The sequence below is a fragment of the Asaccharospora irregularis DSM 2635 genome (genome assembly GCF_900129815.1).
Classification (GTDB): domain Bacteria; phylum Bacillota; class Clostridia; order Peptostreptococcales; family Peptostreptococcaceae; genus Asaccharospora; species Asaccharospora irregularis.
Genome location: NZ_FQWX01000007.1, coordinates 12907 through 36063 on the forward strand (window position 1 = coordinate 12907; position 23157 = coordinate 36063).

Annotated in this window: 25 protein-coding genes; all 25 read right to left on the reverse strand. The window is 30.2% G+C overall.

Annotated elements, in window-relative coordinates:
• Positions 1-217: 217 nt before the first annotated feature.
• Positions 218-1693 (reverse strand): stage IV sporulation protein A, encoded by a 1476-nt coding sequence (spoIVA, locus tag BUB34_RS04620; protein ID WP_073124749.1) that lies wholly within the window; start codon positions 1691-1693, stop codon positions 218-220.
• A gap of 237 nt (positions 1694-1930) precedes the next feature.
• Positions 1931-3418, reverse strand: coding sequence for an aldehyde dehydrogenase family protein (locus BUB34_RS04625; protein WP_073124751.1), 1488 nt, complete (start codon positions 3416-3418; stop codon positions 1931-1933).
• A gap of 146 nt (positions 3419-3564) precedes the next feature.
• On the reverse strand, positions 3565-4575 hold the full coding sequence (locus BUB34_RS04630; RefSeq protein ID WP_073124753.1) for an NAD(P)H-dependent glycerol-3-phosphate dehydrogenase: 1011 nt from the start codon (positions 4573-4575) through the stop codon (positions 3565-3567).
• 23 nt (positions 4576-4598) lie between these two features.
• Positions 4599-5213 (reverse strand): glycerol-3-phosphate 1-O-acyltransferase PlsY, encoded by a 615-nt coding sequence (plsY, locus tag BUB34_RS04635; protein WP_084120188.1) that lies wholly within the window; start codon positions 5211-5213, stop codon positions 4599-4601.
• Positions 5214-5254: 41 nt separating this feature from the next.
• Positions 5255-6580, reverse strand: a complete 1326-nt coding sequence (gene der, locus BUB34_RS04640) for a ribosome biogenesis GTPase Der (RefSeq protein WP_073124755.1) — start codon at positions 6578-6580, stop codon at positions 5255-5257.
• A 13-nt stretch (positions 6581-6593) separates the two neighbouring features.
• On the reverse strand, positions 6594-7922 hold the full coding sequence (locus BUB34_RS04645) for a DUF512 domain-containing protein (RefSeq protein ID WP_073124757.1): 1329 nt from the start codon (positions 7920-7922) through the stop codon (positions 6594-6596).
• A gap of 97 nt (positions 7923-8019) precedes the next feature.
• Positions 8020-8220: a capping complex subunit for YIEGIA gene (locus BUB34_RS04650; RefSeq protein WP_073124759.1), complete on the reverse strand. Its 201-nt coding sequence runs from the start codon at positions 8218-8220 to the stop codon at positions 8020-8022.
• Between the two features lie 2 nt (positions 8221-8222).
• Positions 8223-9155 (reverse strand): YIEGIA domain-containing protein, encoded by a 933-nt coding sequence (locus BUB34_RS04655; RefSeq protein WP_073124761.1) that lies wholly within the window; start codon positions 9153-9155, stop codon positions 8223-8225.
• 64 nt (positions 9156-9219) lie between these two features.
• Positions 9220-10155 carry a YIEGIA domain-containing protein gene (locus tag BUB34_RS04660; protein WP_073124763.1) on the reverse strand — a complete coding sequence of 312 codons (936 nt, stop codon included), beginning with the start codon at positions 10153-10155 and terminating at the stop codon, positions 9220-9222.
• Between the two features lie 94 nt (positions 10156-10249).
• Positions 10250-11536: a HAMP domain-containing sensor histidine kinase gene (locus BUB34_RS04665; protein ID WP_073124765.1), complete on the reverse strand. Its 1287-nt coding sequence runs from the start codon at positions 11534-11536 to the stop codon at positions 10250-10252.
• Positions 11537-11561: 25 nt separating this feature from the next.
• Entirely contained in the window at positions 11562-12251 is a 690-nt protein-coding gene (locus BUB34_RS04670) for a winged helix-turn-helix domain-containing protein (RefSeq protein ID WP_073124766.1), read from the reverse strand.
• Between the two features lie 18 nt (positions 12252-12269).
• A complete protein-coding gene (gene pgeF / locus BUB34_RS04675) occupies positions 12270-12980 on the reverse strand; it encodes a peptidoglycan editing factor PgeF (RefSeq protein WP_073124768.1) in 711 nt (236 codons plus the stop codon).
• A 1-nt stretch (position 12981) separates the two neighbouring features.
• On the reverse strand, positions 12982-13440 hold the full coding sequence (gene nrdR / locus BUB34_RS04680; RefSeq protein ID WP_073124770.1) for a transcriptional regulator NrdR: 459 nt from the start codon (positions 13438-13440) through the stop codon (positions 12982-12984).
• Between the two features lie 21 nt (positions 13441-13461).
• Positions 13462-13725, reverse strand: a complete 264-nt coding sequence (locus BUB34_RS04685) for a YlmC/YmxH family sporulation protein (RefSeq protein WP_073124772.1) — start codon at positions 13723-13725, stop codon at positions 13462-13464.
• An 86-nt stretch (positions 13726-13811) separates the two neighbouring features.
• Positions 13812-15479, reverse strand: a complete 1668-nt coding sequence (locus BUB34_RS04690; RefSeq protein ID WP_073124774.1) for a bifunctional diguanylate cyclase/phosphohydrolase — start codon at positions 15477-15479, stop codon at positions 13812-13814.
• 76 nt (positions 15480-15555) lie between these two features.
• Positions 15556-15675, reverse strand: a complete 120-nt coding sequence (locus BUB34_RS04695; protein WP_073124776.1) for a cyclic lactone autoinducer peptide — start codon at positions 15673-15675, stop codon at positions 15556-15558.
• A gap of 77 nt (positions 15676-15752) precedes the next feature.
• Positions 15753-16409, reverse strand: a complete 657-nt coding sequence (locus BUB34_RS04700; protein WP_073124778.1) for an accessory gene regulator ArgB-like protein — start codon at positions 16407-16409, stop codon at positions 15753-15755.
• Positions 16410-16448: 39 nt separating this feature from the next.
• Positions 16449-16922, reverse strand: coding sequence for a hypothetical protein (locus BUB34_RS04705; protein WP_073124780.1), 474 nt, complete (start codon positions 16920-16922; stop codon positions 16449-16451).
• Between the two features lie 152 nt (positions 16923-17074).
• Complete coding sequence (gene sigG / locus BUB34_RS04710) at positions 17075-17848, reverse strand: RNA polymerase sporulation sigma factor SigG (RefSeq protein ID WP_073124782.1); 774 nt, start codon at positions 17846-17848, stop codon at positions 17075-17077.
• An 88-nt stretch (positions 17849-17936) separates the two neighbouring features.
• Entirely contained in the window at positions 17937-18671 is a 735-nt protein-coding gene (gene sigE, locus BUB34_RS04715) for an RNA polymerase sporulation sigma factor SigE (protein ID WP_073124784.1), read from the reverse strand.
• Between the two features lie 18 nt (positions 18672-18689).
• A complete protein-coding gene (locus BUB34_RS04720) occupies positions 18690-19538 on the reverse strand; it encodes a sigma-E processing peptidase SpoIIGA (RefSeq protein ID WP_242948824.1) in 849 nt (282 codons plus the stop codon).
• Between the two features lie 297 nt (positions 19539-19835).
• Complete coding sequence (ftsZ, locus tag BUB34_RS04725) at positions 19836-20984, reverse strand: cell division protein FtsZ (protein WP_073124788.1); 1149 nt, start codon at positions 20982-20984, stop codon at positions 19836-19838.
• Positions 20985-21265: 281 nt separating this feature from the next.
• The gene (locus BUB34_RS04730) at positions 21266-21616 is read right to left on the reverse strand and encodes a small basic family protein (RefSeq protein ID WP_084120192.1); all 351 of its coding nucleotides are present in this window, start codon (positions 21614-21616) and stop codon (positions 21266-21268) included.
• A gap of 114 nt (positions 21617-21730) precedes the next feature.
• The gene (locus BUB34_RS04735) at positions 21731-22414 is read right to left on the reverse strand and encodes a DUF881 domain-containing protein (RefSeq protein WP_242948825.1); all 684 of its coding nucleotides are present in this window, start codon (positions 22412-22414) and stop codon (positions 21731-21733) included.
• A gap of 30 nt (positions 22415-22444) precedes the next feature.
• Positions 22445-23131: a DUF881 domain-containing protein gene (locus BUB34_RS04740; protein ID WP_073124790.1), complete on the reverse strand. Its 687-nt coding sequence runs from the start codon at positions 23129-23131 to the stop codon at positions 22445-22447.
• Positions 23132-23157: the final 26 nt, after the last annotated feature.

Consider the following 23157-nt stretch of genomic DNA (forward strand, 5'->3'; position numbering starts at 1 on the left):
CTCTTCATAGTATAATTCTATGCCGTTTTAAAATTTCCTTTTTTACTTTGCAAAATTTTCTGAATTTTTTTTGTTTTCTGTAAAGTGCGAGTTTCTTCTACATATTTACTTATATATAACCAAAAGAATATTATTATTTTGTATGTTAATCCCTTTATAAAACAAAAAAATAGAAAGATTAAATATTTATTGTATTTAATCTTTCTACCCTATGTTATTATAACAAAATAGTTATAATATTCATGCTTCCTTCATTAATTATTTTTTGTAAAGTTCTTTGTATCTTTACTCTTATTTCATCTGGCATAGTGTATAATTTACTTTGCAATTGTTCTTTAACTAAATCATGCAATGACTTACCAAACATATTTGACTCCCATAAATCATTTGGATTTTGTTCAAATTCATCTAAAAGGTATTTTACCATCTCTTCACCTTGATTTTGATTCCCTACTATAGGCGATACTTCTGTTGATATATCAGCCTTTATTATGTGTAGTGATGGAGCATTCGCTTTTAATTTTATGCCGTACTGCTTTCCTTGTTTTATTATTTCAGGTTCTTCTAAACTAAGTTCATCTAATGAAGGTGCTACTACACCATAACCTATAGTCTTAGCATCTATTAATGCACTTTCTATCTTGTCATATTCAGACTTAACTCTTGATAACCTAGTTACTAAACTCAGTAGCTGGTGATCTCCATCAATTTTGAATCCACTTTTTTCTTCTAAAACATTATAAAATAATTCCTGCTTTGTTCCCAAATCTATTGTTATTACACCTTCACCAAGCTCTACATTATCTACTTGTGTATCGTCTAAGAACTCTAATTGAGAGAATTCCTCTACTATACCTTCTACATCTCTTATCTTGCTTATTTCTACTATACTTTGTTTTAAAGTAGATATTATATTATTTTTTATCCAGTGATTTCTTTCAAGTGCTTCAACCCATTTTGGCATATTAATTCTTATCTCTGTTAATGGGAAATCATAAAGTATAGTCTCCATTACCTCCTCTATATCATCTTCCTCCATTTCAATTACATTCATTGGAACTACAGGTACTTCATATTTTTCCTCTAGTTCTCTTTTTAAAACCTTTGTATCCTCACTTCTTGGCTCTAAAGTATTTAAAACTACGGCAAATGGCTTGTTTAAAGATTTTAGTTCTGCTATTACTCTTTCTTCTGCTTGAACATAATTTTTTCTTTCTATTCCTGTAACTGAACCATCTGTCAGCATTACCACGCCTATTGTTGAATGATCCCTTATTACTTTTTTAGTTCCTATTTCTGCTGCTCTTTCAAAAGTCATAGCCTCTTGTGACCAAGGAGTAGACACCAATCTCTGTCTTCCTTCTTCTTCATGACCTAATGCCCCCTCAACTATGTACCCAACACAATCAACCATTCTAACCTTCAAAGATACTGTGTCTTTTATTTTTATTTCCACCCCATCAGCTGGAACAAATTTTGGTTCTACTGTCATTATAGTCTTTCCTGATCCACTTTGAGGTATCTCATCTTGAGTTCTTTCCCTTTTAAAGTCATTTTCTATATTTGGAAGTACCAACTTTTCCATAAATTTTCTTATGAAAGTAGATTTACCTGTTCTTACTGGTCCAACTACACCTATATATATGTCCCCTTGTGTTCTTTTTGCGATGTCCTCGTATATGTTACTATTCATCTAATTCCCCTCCTGCATATGGTTTCTTAGTAAATTATATTTATACATGAGTAGGAATATTACAAATAATAAGCTTGATTTATATATTTATTTAATATAAACCAAGCTCTAATCTATCTATTACATATATATATTAATTTTTGTTCATAAATATTATTGTGCATCAATAATTTGAGGTCCATTTATACTAGTTCATCTTATAAAACTATCTAAGCATAATAAATTATTTTTTTAAAATTAATTACCAGTGAAATCACCAAACCAATTAGTCTTTTTAGGTTCTGTTCTTATGTGTATTAATTTACTTTTAGTAAATTCTATTAAACCATCTAAACCACCTATAGTGCCTATACCACTTTGTTTATATGGATTTACAGAACATCCCCCATTACTTTCTAGATAAGTATTAACCCATATCATACCGGCCTCAATACTATCAGATACCCTAATAGCCCTTTGTATATTATCTGTATATATCTGGGCTGTTAGCCCATACTTAGTATCATTCGCCATACATATAGCTTCACTTTCATTATTAAATGATTGCACTGTCAACACCGGACCAAAAATTTCCTCTTTTACAATTTTCATATTCTGTTTACAATCTACAAAAATAGTAGGTTCTATATAAAATCCATCTTCTAATCCTTCAACAGTCATCCTTTTGCCTCCACAGGCTAACCTTGCACCATCATATAATCCGCTTTTTACATATGCCAGGATTTTTTCCATATGAGATTTGGTGCAAATAGGCCCCATTTGACTACTTTTGTTCATCGGATCTCCCAACCTAATTTTTTTAGTTTTTTTGACTAGTTTATCTATTAATTCTTTATATATTGTATCTTGTACTAACAATCTAGATCCAGCTACACATACTTGACCTTGACTTAAAAATGCAGTAAACATTATATTGTCTACAACAACATCCAAATCAATATCATCAAATACTATAATTGGAGATTTACCACCTAGTTCTAATTCCATTTTTTTTATACTTCTACTATTTCTTAATATATCAATCCCTGTTTCTGTGCTACCTGTAAAAATTAACATATCCAAATCTTCATGTGTGGCTAAGGTGTTTCCTACTTCTTCTCCTGATCCAAGAACAAGATTTACAACCCCTCTAGGCAAGCCAACTTCCTCTAATATTTCAAATAGTAGTATAGTTGTTAGAGGTGTATATGAAGACGGTTTTACAATTATAGAATTTCCTGCTGCTAAAGTTGCAGCTATATAAGATGAAGCTGTCATTAGCGGATAATTCCACGGCACTATTATCCCACATACACCTATAGGTTCTCTTATACTAAATGAAAATAGTTCTGAAGATTGATTGTGAGTTTTTCCACTTATTTCAGATAGGATACCCGCATAATTTCTAAATTCATATGCTGCTCCCATGACATCATCACTTATAGTCTCCTTATACAATCTTCCAGTATTAATTGTTTCTGTTTTTGCTAACAGTTCTGATCTTTCCTCAATTAAATCTGCTATCTTGTTTAACAAATAAACTTTTTCTTGTTGTGTAATATTTCTCCATTCACTACCCTTACTTATTGCTCTTTTTGCTGCTTTGACTGCATCATCTACATAATTTCTATCCCCTTCTGTAACTAATGCTATTTCTTGTTGGTTTATTGGACTTATTATCTTTCTAGTTCTGTTGTTTATATTTAATATCCATTCTCCATCAATATACATTTTTAGTGTACTCATAATATTACCTCCAAATATAATAGATTCAATCCATACTTAACATATAACTATTAGTATTATATTTCTTTGAAATCTAAAAAGCACAGAGTTATCCTTAAAATAACATCTGTGCTTTAATATTTAAAATTATATTATAAGTTTATTTTTTATTTTATAGCTACTTCTTCCATTTCATGAGTTTTGTCTCTCATCATAAGAGCTACTCCTACTTCCTTTGGATCTAGTCCTTCGTAAAGTACAGAATATATAGCGTTGGTTATAGGCATATCTATATTTAGTTCTTTTGCTACCTTGTGGGCTACGTCTGTCGCAGTAATCCCCTCTACAACCATCTTTACTTCTTCCAATGTTTCCTCTAAACTCTTTCCTTGACCTATAAGTATACCAGCTCGTCTATTTCTGCTATGCATACTTGTACAAGTAACTATTAAATCACCTATTCCAGACAACCCTGCAAATGTAAGTTTATTTGCTCCCATAGCAACACCTAGTCTTCCTATCTCGCTTATTCCCCTAGTCATAAGTGCAGCCTTTGCATTGTCTCCATATCCAAGACCATCACAAATACCAGCTCCAAAAGCTATGATATTTTTTAGTGCTCCTCCAAGCTCAACCCCTACTATATCAGGATTTGTATAAACTCTAAATTCAGGGCTCATAAATATATCTTGTATCTTTTTAGCTACGTTTAAATCTTCTGATGCAACTACCACTGTAGTTGGTATGTCCCTAGCTACCTCTTCAGCATGAGATGGCCCTGATAAAGTTACATATGGATTATTTGGTAATTCCTCTTTGCAAACTTCAGATAATCGAAGCCCTGTACCTTTTTCAAGTCCTTTTGCAACATCAACAAGTATTTGCTCATCTTTTACAAAAGGCTTTATCTTAGAACAAATACTTCTTATAGCTTGAGATGGAACTGCTAATACTATTACTGTACTTCCCTTTATAGCTTCCTCAATATCCGTCGTCAAACCTATATTTTCTGGAAATAAAATCCCCGGTAAATAGTTTTTATTTTCTCTCGTTAATTTTATACTCTCAGCTTGTTCTTGATTTTTAGTCCACATACTTATTTCATAGCCCTTTTTTGCAAGTTCTAATGCCAAAGCACTCCCCCAACTACCAGCACCTAATACACATATCTTTTCCAATCTAAACACCACCTAAATATATACTATTGTTTTTTCTGCCCTATTTTTCTTTCTTCTCCTTTAAACAACCTTTTTATATTTGCTCTATGAGTATAAGTAACAGATATCGCTAAGAACAGAGCTACAACAAAGCCTGCTCTATTTCCGGTTGCTATCATCATTAAAGGTGAAGCTGCTATTCCTAAAACAGATCCTAATGATACATATTTTGATAAAGCGACAATCACTATAAATATAAGCAAACATGATAAAGCTATAATAGGATGTACACAAGTCATGGCTCCTAGTGAAGTTGCAACTCCTTTTCCACCTCTAAAACCTAAAAATACAGGCCAATTATGCCCCATGACAACAAATATAACTGCCACATATGATGCTAAGACTGTATCCACACCTAGCATGTTTGATATAATTCTAGATACTAATACTGCTATAACTCCCTTTAGTATATCTCCTAAAAAAGTCATCGCTCCAGCTTTTTTCCCTAGAGTTCTAAGAACATTGGTAGAACCTGCATTTCCAGAACCTTGGGTTCTTATATCTACCCCTGCAATTCTTTTTGCGACTATATAAGAAGTCGATATGTTTCCAAGGAGATATGAAATTACAGCAATTAATATATAACTAAACATATCCACGATTTCCTCCATAAAAATTCCAGTAAAGATTTTTCAAATGCCTATTTTCTATTTTTTTCTCTATATTCAAATTTGATAGAAGTTCCCTCAAATCCAAAGTTTTCTCTGATTTTATTTTCAATGTATCTTTGATATGAGAAATGAGTCAAGTCCTTATCATTTATGAATAAAGTAATCTTTGGCGGTTTGATATCTGTTTGAGAGCCGTAGTATATCTTTAATCTCTTTCCTTTGTCTGATGGTGGTTGGTTTAGCATTACAGCTTCACCTATTACATCATTTAATGCTGAAGTTGAAACTCTCTTAGAGTGTTCACTCGCTACATACTCAACCATCTCTAATATTTTATTTATTCTTTGATTAGTTTTAGCTGAAACAAATAAAATAGGAGCATACATCATAAATGGGAATTTCTCTTTTATTTCTTTTGTATAATTACCCATAGTTTTATTGTCTTTTTCTATTAAGTCCCATTTATTTATTATAAATACACAGGCCTTTCCTTCATCGTGTGCTATACCTGCGACCTTTGTATCCTGTTCTGTAACACCTTCAAGAGCATCAATTACTATTAATACAACATCTGCTCTATCAACCGCACTCATAGCTCTTATTACACTGTACTTTTCTACAGTTTCGTATATTTTACTTTTTCTTCTTAAACCTGCTGTATCTATAAGAAGGAATTTCTTGTCATTTTTTTCAAGATATGTATCTATAGCATCTCTAGTAGTTCCAGCTATTGGACTCACTATAACTCTATCTTCTCCTAATATATTGTTAAGAATTGAACTCTTACCTGCATTAGGCTTACCTGTTATTGCTACTCTTATTACATCTTCGTCATACTCTGTATCTAATCCTTCTGGGAAATTTTCAACTATCTCATCAAGTAAATCTCCAAGTCCCATGCTATTAGCCCCTGATATTGCAAAAGGCGTTCCAAGTCCTAATTCATAGAAATCGTATATATTGTCATATTGATTTTGGTTGTCTATTTTGTTGACAACTAATATTACCGGTTTTTTTGTCTTTCTCAGTAATTGTGATATCTCTTTATCCGCTGCTGTCATACCAGCTTTACCGTCAACAACAAAAAGTATTACATGTGCCATATCCATAGCAAGCATGGCCTGATTTCTCATCTGAGATAATATTATATCTTCACTTTCAGGTTCAATACCTCCTGTATCTATCAGTGTAAAGTATTTGTTTAGCCACTCCACTTCTGCAAATATCCTATCTCTAGTTACACCTGGAGTATCTTCTACAATAGATATCCTTTTTCCTGCAAATTTATTAAATATAGTGGACTTACCAACATTCGGTCTTCCTACTACAGCCACTACTGGTCTATTATCGTTCATAATATTCTCCTTTCTATTTTAAAATATTATCTACGAAACTCTTACCTTCGTTTAAACAAGGTACAATTTCTATTTTCATAATATCTTGTAACTCTTCTAAAGTTATATCGTCTAAAAAAATCTCTTCGTCTGCTTTTAGCATACTTCTTGTTATATAAAGTGTTTCTCCTAATTGCTCGTCCTTTAATTGCTCAATCAAATCAGTAGCCGTTAAAAGTCCTGAAACGGTTATTGTTTCTCCAAAAAAGTTGTTTTTTATTCTATAAACATTTATTTCTATATCATTAAATCTATCCATTATTAGTTGAGCCATTCTCTGTATAAATTCATATGCAGATTTACCTGTAGCTATTGATACCTTTTTCTTTCTTTTAAATTTAGTTTTGGGTATAGATTTTAGGTAATTTTCAACCTCCGTACCCATCTTGCGTATCATACCTACTCCATCTTCAAACTGTATAAATCCTTCATATTCATCATAATCTAAAAGCTCTCTTTTGGCCATTATATAAAATTCATCTGATAAAAATACAAATCTTGTTCCTATTTCATCAAAATATATCTTTTGGAGCGAATGTACTTGGTCTATAGTTTCATTAGAACTTTTTTCATCGAATATGTCTAATGTCGGTAAATGATCTCTATGTTTAGTTATACCAACTGGAACTATAGCTATACTATTTACATAAGGGTATAGCTTAACTAAATCTTTTATCGTTCTATCCAATTCTTTTCCATCATTTACTCCGCGGCATAACACTATCTGACAATTCATCTCTATATTGGCCTCAGCCAGCCTTTTCATAATTTCATATACTTTTCCCGCAAACTTATTACTCAGCATTTTTACTCTTAACTCAGGATTTGTAGTATGTACAGATATATTTATAGGGCTTATTCTGTATTTTATTATGTTATTTATATCATCCTCACTCATATTAGTAAGTGTTACGAAGTTTCCTTGTAAAAAAGATAGTCTTGAATCATCATCTTTGAAATAAAGAGTTTCTCTCATCCCTTTTGGCAGTTGGTCTATAAAACAAAACATACACTTGTTTCTGCAACTCTTAGCCTTATCTATTATAGGGTTTGTAAATTCAATACCCAAATCCTCATCGTAGTCTTTTTCTATTTCATATATACAGACTTCTCCGTTCATTTTTTGAATTTCTACTTCTATATACTCATCACTTAATAAAAATCTATATTCTATTATATCATGTATTTTTTGGTCGTTTATAGATACTAATAGATCTCCTACTTCTATTTCCAACTCTTCGGCGATACTATCTTTGTATACTTTACTTATAATATTATTTATATTTTTCACATTTACTTCCATTTTATTATACCACCACTCTTCTCCTTAAATGCATCATATAATAATACCATGTTTTAATTAATATAGTCAATACAACTAAAGGTACCTTAAAGGTACCTTAGTGTTTAACAATTATTAATGTCCCATTTGTCATATCATGAACTACTCCACCTACGCATTTAGCCATTAACATAGCCCTATTTTGTAATTCCTTCTCATCATCTGCATAAAATATAGGACATCCACCAGATCCCTTAAAATTTTTATCTTTTGTTACTATAGCTAGTGTGTAATCCTTTATCCCTACATCCATTGACATATTTATGCACTTCCCTTCTGACCTATTTTATAATTTTTAAGGGATATATATTTTCCCCTTGAAGTAGATAGAATTGGACACGATTTAACAGCTTCTATGACTTTATCTACGTCTTTTTCTATTGGTATATATGCAATAACTATACTTTCTTTTTTTGGATTTCTTCTTGGCAATGGTACAAATGCTGGTTCGTTTGAATCCCTAAGAAGTCCTACTCTAGAGTAGATATTATATACTATTGCTTGTCTTTGACCTGCGTCAAATAATATCCCTGCATTTATATAATTTTTGTCCTTAGGTATAATTTCTATTCCCACACCTCTCTTAAGATATCTATCTCTATCACTTTGCAGACCCAGGTTAGTAATTCCCTTTAGATCTCCAACTTGCATTATAGAATTATCCACAAAACTTATATCAACAGGAACCACATCTGCTATGTCTCCTATACTCTGTCTTGTCAATAACTTCTTTATGATTAATGACAATATTACTCCAAGAGCTGCACTTATAATCAAACTCATATTTCTGTCTATCTTAAATTCAAGAAGAGCAATATAATAAATGCCTATAGTAAAATATGACATTACTATACATATATAATTTCTAGTTTCATATGTCCTAGCTATTTCTTCTATAAATGCAGATCCTCTTTTTATTAACTGGGTATCTTCTAAGTTTTGTAATACGTTTCGTCTGTTTTCTCTTACCTTTCTAAATTGTTCTGCTGCTAATGATAAAAAGGTTATGGATGTATATGATCTTTTTATAAGTGCAGGTACTAAAAGAGCTCCTAGTGATGATGATACAAACGCTAATACCATTTGAGATAATAATATATTGGGTTGAGTAGGATGTTGTTTTTGATCTAGATTTATCATTATAATCCTTGAAAACATTCCTACTATTAGAGCTGTAAAAAATGCTCTATCCATATCTCCACCTCCCTAAATTTTGATTAAGTTTTTATCCTTAATTTTATTCTTAATTCTTCTTTTATTATTGTGAATATTTTTTCTTGTATGCACTCTGGTATCCCTTGGCTGTTTCTATGATAGGTGTACTTTTGCATACTTCTATCATAGTCTCAATATCTTTGAGAATGGGTATATAAGGTATAACGATAGTATTTTTTTCTAAATTTGTTCTAGATATTGCCAGTATGTCTTTTTCGTCTACATCCTTATCTATTCCCATATGGATAAATATATTGTGTATAATAGCCTGTCTTTGTCCAATATCATTTACAACTCCGAATGCTCCTAGTGTTTTTGGAATGATCTCTATTGCTAGCCCTTTTTGTAAGTATCTGTTTCTGCTATCTTGTAGTCCGATATCTGTTATTACTGTGTTATTTACCTTTAATATAGACCCTTCAAAGTTTATTTTTGCAGGTACCACATCAGCTATATCTCCTATACTATCTCTTCTTAGTAGTCTTCTAAATATCACTCCTACTATAGCACCTGCGACTATTGAACATAATGTTGCTGAAAAAAATGTAAAATCGAATCTTTTAACAGAAAAAATAAATGCTATAGATGCTACTAACGAAGAAAATAAACTTATGTAACTTCTAGATTCATATGTCGATGCAATTTCTTCTAAATAGGCAGTCCCCTTTTTTACTACTTCTTCATTATCAATATTCTCAATTGTGGTTCTCTCCTGTTCTGATACTCCTTGAAACTGCTGTATTGCAACTGCAAAAAAAGTTAATGCAGCAAACTCTTTGTCTATAAGAGCGGGTAGGGCAACTGCTCCAAGGGAAGCTGAAAGACCAGAGATTATTATTTGTTCTAAATAATCCTGAGGTCTAGTAGGGTACTGTCTATCAGTAATCCTCAATACAAATCCCCTGCATATTATCCCTACAAACATCGCCACTACAAATGCTTGTCTAAATAAACTATCATCTAATAAACTTTCCTTCATTCATTATCTCTCTCCTTATATCATTTTTAAATTTAATAAGTTATTAAATTTTCCATTATTATTAGTTTGTGCAAAAACAAAAAAAAATTTCCTTTTAATTAAGGAAATTTTTTGGTATCGATACAATAAACTCCGTACCCTTGCCTATTTGGCTTTTTACTTCTATTGTACCTTCTAAAATTTTTACTATATGTTTTGTTATAGCTAGTCCTAAGCCCGTTCCTCCTACTTCTCTACTTCTAGCTTTGTCAACTCTATAAAATCTTTCAAAAATACGATCTATATCTTTTTCTGCTATTCCCACTCCGTCGTCCATTACTCTTATAATCAAAAAATCCTCTTTTGTATCAATTATCACTTTTACATGACCGTCTTTAGGTGTATACTTAATTGCATTGTCCACTAAATTTAGAAGAATCTGGCTAATATAATCTCTGTTTGATATAGCTGATATATTTTTATCATCACACTCGCAAACAATCTCTATATTTTTAGACTTAGCTATATTTTCAATTATATTGTAAACTTCTTTAAACACCTCATATACTTTTACTTTCTCAGAAACCATATTTTCATCATTTTCTATAAATGATAATAAAAGTATATCGTCTATTAATCTTTTTAGCCTATCAGACTCACTTTCAATTATTCCTAAAAATTTATTTCTATTTTCAACATCTATATTCTCATTCAGTATTAATGTTTCTACAAAACCAGTTATTGAGGTCAAAGGCGTCTTAAGCTCATGACTTACATTGGCGACAAAATCACTACGCATATTCTCAAGCTTAACCTTCTCTGTTATATTCTCAATATTAACTATAGATCCTATTATTACATTATCTGTATTTTGAAGATATACTGGATCTAACTTTATTTTGTAAAATATATCATCCTCAGTCTTTATTTCAACCATACTACTTTTTTTGGATCCTATAAATCTTGATACCTCTTTTCGTATACAGTCGTCCTTTATTACAATATTTATATTTTGTCCTTCTATCGGACTGTCTGGATCACTTTTTATAGTTTTCTTACATTCTTCATTTATCAGTAATATATTTCCATTTACATCAGTTGCTAATATTCCATGTGAAATGCTCTTTAATATCGACTTTAATTGAAGGTGATTGTACTCTGCTTCTTTTAAAGTATCATCCATTGTTTCAATCATATAATTAAAATTACTTGCCAACTCTCCAAGTTCACCCTTTGTTCTTATATTGAGTCTTGCATGAAATTCTTTATTGCTTACTTTCTTAGAAACATAAATAAACTCTTTTAGATAGTTTCTAATTGTAAGAGTATATCTAATAGATATTATTGCAACTATTAAAGATATTATTGTTATAAAAAAATATACGTTTTTTAAATCTTCCATAGATACCTCTCCTAAATATTTTTTTCTACTCTATTTTATACCCGACACCCCTGATTGTTTCTATATACTTTTCAGAAGCATCTTCTGATTCTATTTTTTTTCTTAGGTATCTTATATGCACATCTACAGTTCTAGTTTCTCCATAGTATTCATATCCCCAGATTTTATCTAAAAGATAGTTTCTAGAAAGAACCTTACCTTTGTTTTGAAGTAGTAATTTTAAAAGTTCGAACTCCTTAAGTGTGAGTTCTACTTTTTCATCTCCTTTTGTTACCTCATGTTTAGATAAATCTAACTTAATTTTGCCTATAGAAAGAATAGATTCTTCATCTACATTATTTATATTGTATCTTCTCAAGACAGAAGTAATTCTTGCTAGTAATTCTTTTATACTAAATGGCTTAGTTATATAATCGTCAGCTCCTATCTCTAAACCTTCAACTTTATCATTTTCCATATTTTTTGCCGTAAGTAATATAACTGGTGTATTTTTTAGTGTTTTATCACTTCTTATTTTCTTTAATACATCTATTCCACTTATATTAGGTAGCATCCAATCCAGAAGTATTAAATCTGGTTTTATATCCTTGGCTTTTGCAAAACCATCAAATCCATCATAAGAATAATCAACCTTATAATTAAATGTTTCCAAGTTGAATTTTAGAAGTTCAACTATATGTATTTCATCGTCTATAACAAGCACTTTAGTATCCATATTAAAAAATTCTCCTCTCTATTTCAGCTCCAGTATCATTCCTATCCTTTTTGAAGTTTTATCATGCTTTCTATATGAGTGAAATTCATCTGATTTACAACTAGTACATAAATTTAAGTTTATAATATTTTCTTTTTTCACTCCACTTTGTGTTAACAAATATTCATTAATCCCCCAAAGGTCTAAATAATACCTTCCTTCTTCTATTGTATAGAATTTTTCATCTTTGTTTGTAATAATTGTGTTAAATTTTTCTATTAAATCTTTAGATACTTCATAACAACAAGGTCCTATTGAAGGTCCAATAACACAAACTAAGTTTTCTGGGGATGTGTTATAGCTCTTTGACATAAGTTCAATAGTCTTTTGACCTATATTACTAAAAGTCCCCTTCCATCCTGCGTGGGCCAACCCTATAGCTTTATTATGCTTATCTATTATGGCTATAGGTACACAATCTGCCGTAAAAATTAACAAAGGTACATTTTTTAAATTTGTTGTTAAAGCATCACCCTCTATTTTTTTACCTATATCTTTAGTCTCTACTTTATTTACTATGTCTGAGTGTATTTGAATGTTACTTGTTAAATTCTCAATATTAAAATCGGCTTCTTTAGATACTTTTAACATATCCTCTCTTGACTTGGCATCTATATTTTTAGAAGTAATAGCTAATTTTACAAAATCTATACTTTCCTCTATTTCCTTAACAGTTATATAATCTCTCATATTACTCTCCCTTTTCTATAAGTATACTCTTAAGTTCATTTACAAATGTATTTATATCCTTAAACTGTCTATATACAGATGCAAACCTTACATATGCTACCTCATCTAAGCTTTTTAACTCCTCCATAACCATTTCTCCAATTTTTTTGGTTTCTATTTCTTCTACAAATCCTTTATTTATCTCATTTTCAATATGAACCAATATATTTTCTATCTTTTCCATAGGAACAGGTCTTTTTTCACATGATTTTAATATTCCATATTTTATTTTTTCTCTATCAAAACACTCTCTTGATTTATCTTTTTTTATTACCATAACCGGTGTTGTTTCTATTTTCTCATAAGTTGTAAATCTCTTTCTACAAGATTCACATTCTCTTCTTCTTCTTATAGATTTACTATCTATGTGTCTTGAATCTATTACTTTAGATTCCTTGTCGTTGCAGTAAGGACATTGCAAAGTTTCTACCTCCTTATATGTTTATATGTTAAATTCATTTAAATTTAATTCAGAACCTATATTTACTATTATAGTATCACAGCCTATTTTTAGTATATCATTCCAAAATATAACTTGATCTTCTCCCCCTCTTGCGAAAAATCCTCTACCTCCATCTCCCATTATTGTAAATGATATCACTTTTCCATCATTTACGTCCATATCTATGTCCATTATGAACCCCATTCTTTTTCCATTTTTAACATTTATAACTTCTTTTTCCATTATATCAGATACTCTAATCATATTATAATCTCCCTCCCTTTAAAAATAAATATGTACTTGGACAAAAAAAAATGACCTTCTCGGCCATTTTTTATAATATAAATAAGTTATATTTTATCACTGTACTTTTCAAGCATACTTATAAATTTTTCAACTAAAGCCGGATCAAACTGTGTTCCTGCATTATTTCTTAATTCTTCTATAGCCTCATCACGACTTTTTCTAAAATTATAAGGTCTATGAGATGTCATAGCATCAAAACTATCTGCTATAGTGATTATCCTAGACAGATATGGTATTTTTTCTCCTTCTAATTTGTCAGGATAACCTCTACCATCATATCTTTCATGGTGATACTTTACCACTGGAGTAAGCCTTTCAAATGGCTTCATGCTTTCTATTAACTCTGCACTCACTACAGGATGCTCTTTTATTTTTGAAAACTCATCGTCCGTAAGCTTTGTCCTTTTATTTAAAAGCTCTTCCGGTAACTCTACCTTGCCTATATCGTGTAAGTATGCAGCAAGCTTTATATCTATCTTTTCCTCTTCAGACAATCCCAAAAACTCTGCAAACCACTTTGAGTATATAACTACCCTTTCAGTATGCCCGTACGTATATTTATCTTTTTTATTTATCATACTTATAAAAGCTTTTAGAGATTTCTTTATTTTCTCGTTTATATATAAGCTATCATCTACTTCATCTAATACACTGTAGTATGCCTCTACCCTGTTTTTATTGAAAAACTTAGCCCTATAAAGAGCATCATCCGCTGCATTTATAAGTTCATGTTTGCTTTTACCATTTTCCGGATAACAAGATACACCTACAGATATAGTCATATTTTCATCGGGTTGATTTTCCTGAGCATAGAAATAAGTATCCTCAATAGTTTTCCTTATTTTTTCACCTATCTCAATAGCCGTGTTTTTATCTGTATTAGGCAGTATCGCTACAAACTCTTCTCCTCCATACCTAGCTACTATATCATTTTCCCTGACGGATTCTTTTAGAATTATCCCTATCTTTTTTAGTACCCAATCTCCATGCTGATGACCGTTTATATCATTATAGTTCTTGAAATAATCTATATCCATAAATAATAACGATGCATTTTCTTTTTTTTCCTCTGAGTCCTTTATAACCTTGGTAAGCTGCTGCTGTAGATACCTGTGGTTAAACAAACCTGTTAATTCATCTACATTCGCTAACCTTTTTAAATCCTTGCTATATTCCACTTCTATATTGACATACATACTCAGGATAAATGCTGTAACCAGTAAAGACGCTATAAGCACTAAATCTCTTTCAAAGTATATACTTAAAGTCTCCTTGTTAGGACTCATCATAAAGTCTATTAATATTAATTCTAACGATAAAATTAAAGCAGTTATTATACTATGTTTTTCTCCAAACTGTATAGTTGATATTAAAACAATGAATATACATATGAATTTATAAGGGCTTTCATTTCCCCCTGTAAACATAACAATAGTAGTAAAAATAAATAACAGTATAATGATTTCTATCACTTTAGCTATACGATTACACCTGTCTACAAAATGTTTATGATAATAAACTACTAACATAAAATAAGTTATCATAAACAATAGTACTCCGATTGCAGATACTGCTACTGTTATAGGGTTATCTATTTTATTAATATCTACTGTACTTGTCAGTGCTACTAAAGCCATCAATAAATATATCGACTTTAATATTAGTAGTACTTCAAATATTTTCTGATTTCTCTTCTTTTCATATTTTTTCATATTTTTCACCTAATAGGAATTTAATTTGTTTAAAATAACAAACCATAAGGAACTTCCTTATGGTTTGCCAGTTTTGTTATTCTTCTCTTAAAGACTTTGGAACTTCTGGTTCGAAGAAAAAGAACATGCAAAATGTTGCTACTCCCCCTGCAACTCTAGTTGCTGTTCCTGATACAGCGTTCATTAAAAACTTCATTGATATCCCCCCTTTTTATTATGTAGACTACATAAGGATAAATTTTTTAAATGAAAAATTTATAATATATAATTCAATTAATGTAATACCTTATACAACTTGTCCAGATACTTATCAAGTCCCATGACAATATTTTCTCCTGTTTTACTTATCGTAAATATCTGTAGTATTATTCCAAACAATATTGATATAAGAATACTCTTTATCAAATAATTGTTGTATATTGAATATATTAAGCATAAAGATAATACAATAAATGAATATACATTCATTAATTTGAAGGCTTTTTTCCTTAGTCTTGTTCTTATACTTTCTTTTTTAAGTGGCTTTTCCTTAGATCCAACTGGACATCTCAAATACAATACATAATATGATGTTATAATTACTACAAGTATAAAAATCATAACATGGTGTATACTTAACTTTTCTATGAAATATCTACATAAAAAAGCAAAAGCTGTTGCTATCAATATACCAATACTTAAACACCTATTTGGTGTACTCGCATGAGGTCCTCCAGCATACCTCTTCATCATTGCACTAAACGTCGATATAATAACAAGTTCTTTTAATAGACCAGTTACCAAACCTACTACTAATATCAATATTATTGAGTATACCGCCTGTATTATGACAAATAAACCATAATTTAAAACAGCTATTTCCTCATCTGATTTTTCCAAATTCTTTCCCAATATATTTGCTAAGTGTATAGAAACCTTTTCTGCACTCATTTAAATCCCCTTATTTATAAAATAAATTTAATTTTAAAATCAACTATTAAATTTTCCCCAAAAACATTTTTTATTTATTTCTTTTATAATTATAACTATTAAAAAGAATATTGCTAAAGATGGTAATGTTACTATTGCCCCTAATATACTAGTGTTGCTCATTAACAATTTTATAGGTAATTTTAATATTCTGGTGGCTATACTTAGATATAACCCCTCACTTAGAACTAATGCTAAAAATATCTCCAGAGTACATATTATAGATTTACCAAGCTTACCATCTGACAATTTTGATGATATAATCATTAAAGCTAATATAGAAAAAATAGTATGAATTCCAAAAGTTATAGGTAACATTCTTATTATAAAAACTAATATTCCTAAAACTCCTCCTATCTTGACTAACTTCATCTTTTCTATATCTATTTCTATTAAAATCGCTATCGCTGATACTGTGCACAGACTCTCTGGTAAAGTCCTAATCAAAGTGTATATAATAGATGATTCTAGCATTGAAATTCTCCTTTTTGATTTAATACATGTATATATTCTACCATTTTTCTTTTAATGTTTCAATTTTTAAAATCTTTTTTATATCCATGCTTATTCACTAATTATAGCACGAATAAAAGAAGCTGACCCATAAAACAGATCAGCTTCCTTTATCATATATATTTTCTCATATTTCTAAGAGCATTTTTCTCTATCCTAGATACTTGAGCCTGTGATATTCCTATCTCATCGGCTACTTCTATTTGAGTTCTTCCTTTGTAAAATCTTAAATCTAGGACTAATTTTTCCCTATTATTTAGTTTCTTAATTGCTTCTTTTAAGGCAATTTCTTGCAACCAGCTTTCGTCAGTATCTTTTTTATCTTGAACTTGATCCATCACAAATATAGCATCCCCATTATCTTGGTAAACTGGGTCAAATAATGATATTGGATCTTGTATTGCATCTAGAGCCATAACTACAGATTCAACCTCTAATTCTAACTCCTTTGCTATTTCTGATACTGTTGGCTCTTTGGCATTTTGTCTAACCAATCTTTCCCTAACTTGCAATGCCTTATACGCTATATCCTTTAAAGATCTACTTACTCTTATAGGATTGTTGTCTCTTAGATACCTTCTTATTTCGCCTATAATCATAGGAACTGCATAAGTTGAAAATCTGACATTTTGGCTCAGGTCAAAATTATCTATAGCCTTTATGAGTCCGATACAACCTATCTGAAACAAATCGTCTATATTTTCGCCTCTGTTGTTAAATTTTTGAATTACGCTTAAAACTAATCTCAAATTACCTCTCACAAATTTTTGTCTCGCTTCTTCGTCTCCCTCTTTTATTTTTATAAGAAGTTCTGTCATTTGATTGTTTTTAAGAACTGGAAGCTCAGATGTATTTACACCACAGATTTCAACTTTATTAATTTGCATACATTTCAGTCCTCTCTCAAAAGTATTATCTATATGAAATTATTTACACATCATATATTTTTATACTGTTAAGAAAGGATTATTTATATTATACAAATTTTTTCATTTCTTTTTTCAGTCTAGAAATTATCTTCTTCTCCAATCTTGAAATGTAAGATTGAGATATTCCAAGCATCCCAGCAACTTCCTTCTGAGTTTTTTCATTCCCTTTATTGAGAAGTCCAAATCTTAATTCCATAATTTGCTTTTCTCTATCTGACAATCTATCCAAAGCCATAACCAGTAAATCCTTATCTATCTCTTCTTCAATTATTTTATATATTTCATCATTTTCTGTACCCAGTACATCTGATAACAACAACTCATTTCCATCTAGGTCTATATTCAAAGGTTCATCAAAAGATACTTCAGCCTTTTTCTTGTTATTTTTTCTGAGATACATAAGTATTTCATTTTCTATACATCTAGATGCATATGTAGCCAATTTTATATTTTTATTTAATTTAAAAGTATTTACTGCCTTTATCAGTCCAATCGTACCTATAGATATAAGATCCTCTATATCAATACCTGTATTCTCAAACTTTCTAGATATATATACCACTAACCTCAAGTTTCTTTCTATAAGTATGGTCTTCACACTTTCATCTGTTTCTAGCTTTTGTAGAAGTTCAGCCTCCTCTTTAGCATCTAGAGGTGGAGGTAATACATTCACTCCTCCCATATAATAAACACCTTTTGGCTTTATTATTTTTAACTTGATGCCTATAGATACAATCTTGTTGACTATCTTTGTCTTTAGCTCTAAAAATAATTTTTTCACTTTCTTATCCCTCCCCAATTAAATTTCTAATAATACATTCGGATTTATTATTGCCCCATAATCTGAGTTTTCAAAATTAGATACCCCTAATACTATGTTTCCTATTTTTTTATCTTCAACCTCTATATAATCTGCCTTGAACCCCAGTATTACACCTGTATCAATACTTCCTGCGTGTTTATATGGAATCAACCTTACTCTTTTTGAAAACCTATCTTCTAAAGAATCTATTATTTCCTGTGCCTTAACTATATCTAGTTCCTCATGATATGTACTTAGTATATCCTCTGGAATTATTCCCTTGAAAAAAGAAGCCTTAACTATAACTACTTCCTGATTGCTTATAGGATCTTTTAATAAATTCCCACTATCTATTAGAGCTTCACATTCAAATCTCTTCTCTAACAAATTTATAGTTATAGTCCTTTTTAACTGTTTTATGTAATTAATCATTTTTATATCTTTGTATATATATTTAAGTAATTGACAGCTTGTATAGACGCATATAATTAAAAATGAGATCTTTAAGTGACTTATACCTGTAAAATAAATAATAAAAAAAGTACTCCCTGATATAAATACATTTACCAAATAAAAAATCAGTGCTATATGAAAATATTCTTTCTTGTTTGAATAACTAAAAGATATAAGTGTTATAACTGTCATAATTATTACTTTTAATGGGATTGTAAATAATATACCTAATTTCGGATATAAATAAGCCAGAGAATATATTGCACCTAAGGTTGATCCCAAGATTTTTTTATTTTTAGGATTATATCTTTTTATAAGCATAGAAGTACAACTTATAATAATATAATTTATTAAAAGGTTTTCTATAAAGTAATGTTCTATGTACAATATCACTCTCCCCCTTCTTTGAACCTTGACTATATTATAAGTTAATAGTCCAAAAATTTTATGTCACTTTTAATGGTCGAATAGCAATAAATTTATTATTAAAAACAACAAAAAAAGAAAGCTTTCTGCTTTCTTTTTAAAATACAAATTATGAATTTATAAGTATATAAAACTCAATGTAGCCTATATTCTTATTTTATTACTAATATTGCTAAATTAAAAATAATATACAATTTGTAGAATTATTTTGTTAATAGCAAAAATTAGAGAGAAATTTTTTAACCTATCAGTGCTGATATTAAATTATCTTCTTCTTCTTAAGAATGTAGGTATCTCCATATCATCTTCTTCGATTATAGAAGTTTTCTTAACTTCTTCTCTCTCAACTTCAATTGCTTCTTCTTCTTTTTCTTCTTGTTTTTTAACAGTAGTATTTAAAGATGCTCTTGTATCTGGTCTTGATTTTTTATTGTCATCCAAATCAAGAGTCATATCTTGTCCTGATTCAAACCCAGTAGCAATTACAGTTATCATTATTTCGTCACCTAAGTCTTCTCTTATAGATGCACCAAATATAATATTAGCTTCTGAGTCACAAGATTCTTGAACTAAGCTAGAGGCTTCATTAATTTCAAATAGTCCTAAGTTAGAACCACCTGTTATGTTAAGTAATACTCCTTTGGCTCCCTTTATTGAAGTTTCAAGAAGTGGCGATTGGATAGCTTGTCTAGCTGCATCTATAGCTCTATTTTCTCCACTAGCACTACCTATACCCATATGTGCCAATCCTTTTTCTTTCATTATAGACTTAACATCTGCAAAGTCTAGGTTTATAAGACCTGGAACAGCTATAAGATCTGATATAGATTGTATACCTTGTTTTAAAACATCATCTGCTATTGAGAATGCATCTAACATAGATGTATTTTTTTGAACTATTTGTAATAGTCTATCATTTGGTATAGTTATCAAAGTATCTACTCTTGATTTAAGTTCTGCTATACCACTTTCTGCATTTTTCATTCTTATCTTACCCTCAAATGCGAATGGCTTTGTAACCACACCAACAGTAAGAATTCCCATTTCTTTAGCCAATTGTGCTACTACTGGAGCTGCTCCTGTACCAGTTCCACCGCCCATACCAGCTGTTACGAATACCATATCTGCACCTTGAAGTAATTTAACTATTTCATCTTTACTTTCTTCAGCCGCTCTTTTACCAACTTCTGGATTAGCACCTGCACCTAGACCCCTAGTTAATTTTTCACCTATTTGAATTTTATATTCAGCTTTAGATGTATATAAAGCCTGTTTATCTGTATTAACAGCTATAAACTCAACACCCTTAAGTTGTGCGTCAACCATTCTGTTAACGGCATTATTTCCACCGCCACCTACGCCTATTACCTTAATTTGAGCATAACCTTCTAACTCTACGTCAAAGTTTAGCATTTACAAACCTCCCTTTTTGTGATTCAAGTAACTTGTATGTTTTTATTATATCATTTTATTTCCTAATTTTGCTATTTTATTTCACAATATTATTCAATAATATATACAACTTCAAATATATGGATTTTAAATAATTTCGCAACATACTCCTGCATTTATTAATATTCAACAAAAGTCTATTTTTTCCTCTTTATTTCGTACTTTGTTCTAAATTTTTATATAATTTATATTCAAACAATTTATATGAAATTATTTTATATGTTTTTTGTTTTGTTTTTTAATTATTTGCTCTTTTTAGTCCTGATATTTGAAACTAGATATCTTCTAATAGTTGATAAATTATTAAAGATTCTTGTCCCAAATACTAAAATAGCAACATAATATAAACTAATTCCTAATTTCTCTCCTATGTATGTTAAAAGAATTGCCAATAATGCATTGCCTATAAATCCAGTAACAAAAATAAGATTGTCATATTCATTCTTAAATCCGGATTTTATGGCTCCAAAAATAGAATCCATGATAGCAAGTATCGCCACGGACATGTATAATGAATAATCCATAGAATATGTAAAAGGAATATAGTAACCTACTACAACCCCAAATGCTAATGCCGCTAACATCCATATCATAATCTTCACCTACTTTATTTTACTTTGAAACAGCTATATTTTACAAGCTTTTTCTTATTTTTTTATTTTTTTATTGATTTTTATTGTTTTTATGTTATTTTTTACCATTTTCCACTATTCTATTACTATATTATTATCTTCTTTAAGTTCTACCTCAACTCCATATACATCCTTTAGAAGACTTGCATATGAATCAGGAGAATCGATTATTTCCCTCAGTCTATCTTTATTTCCAATTGCTCTGATTATAAATGGTTGTCCATATGTTGTTTCATTAACTGTAATAGTTGCTCCTGAACACTTTATTTGTGTGTTAGATAATACTCTATCCCCATTTATTGATATAGCGCTTGCCCCTGCTTTTTTCAAATCATTTAATATCCTTAGAATGTCTATGTCATGTACTATTAAATCATTTGGGGTTTCTCCATCCTCAAGGTCTTTGTTGCTATCTTTTACCTTTATGATTATACCTTTTCCAGATACTTGAGCATAACCACTGGATTTTTTTAGCTCTCTTAACTCCTCTTGCATTACACTTTCTACTGATTTGTCATCATCTTCTAATGCATCCTTATACTTTTCTAGAGATTTCTCATATTTTTGTTTGACACTTTTTAATTCATTTACTCTAGAACCTACAATACCTATATTCGTCTCAATTTCTTTTTTATCTTTTAAACTTATATATAAACTTTTAGACGACAACGACTTGATATATGATGAAATCAAAACTCCTAGTATAAATGCACCTAGTATTACCATTCTCTGTTTTATATTATCTTTTTTTCTATACATTTTTACTCCTTTTATATAATTCTAGGAACACTATAAATTCGTCTTATCACTACCCTTATTTATCTTTAGGTTTTGTACTTCTTTTATATACACTTTTGAGTTATAGTAATGTTCTATTTCCCAAATAATACCATATTTTATTTTTAATGCAGACGATAATGTATCTGGGTCTCCTATAGCTTTTATAGTTATCGGTTCTTTTACTTCAGTATCATTCATATAAAGCTTATCTTCTTTTATATCCATATATGTATCTGACAACACTCTTTGACCATTTATCGATATAGCCCTAGCCTGTGCTGAATTCAATTTATTTATCATAGAGAGCAACAAGTCATAGTTATATGTAATCTGTTTACTGATGTCATTTTCTACTGATGCATCTAGTGGCTTTATTGTGATTTCTATTCCCTCTCCTGAAACATCTGTATAGCCAGACAATATCTCATACTTTTCTATTTCCTTCTTGATGTCCCCTTTATCTTCTCCCTCCAAATTCTTGTACTTATGCACCTCATTTTTTATATCATCAATCTCTTTGTTTAGAGTTTCTTCTTCATTTTTTAGAGATTTAAGCTGTCTAAGCAACTGCTCTCCTCTCTCGGATGTAGTCAATCCATTGTTCTCTAAGTTTATTATCCTTAGTTGTAGGCTTATTAAAGCTCCCAGTGCTAGACTTGCTAACACTATGCCTTTATTCTTAATTTTTTTCGGCAAATTTAAACCACTCCTTGCTTAAAAAC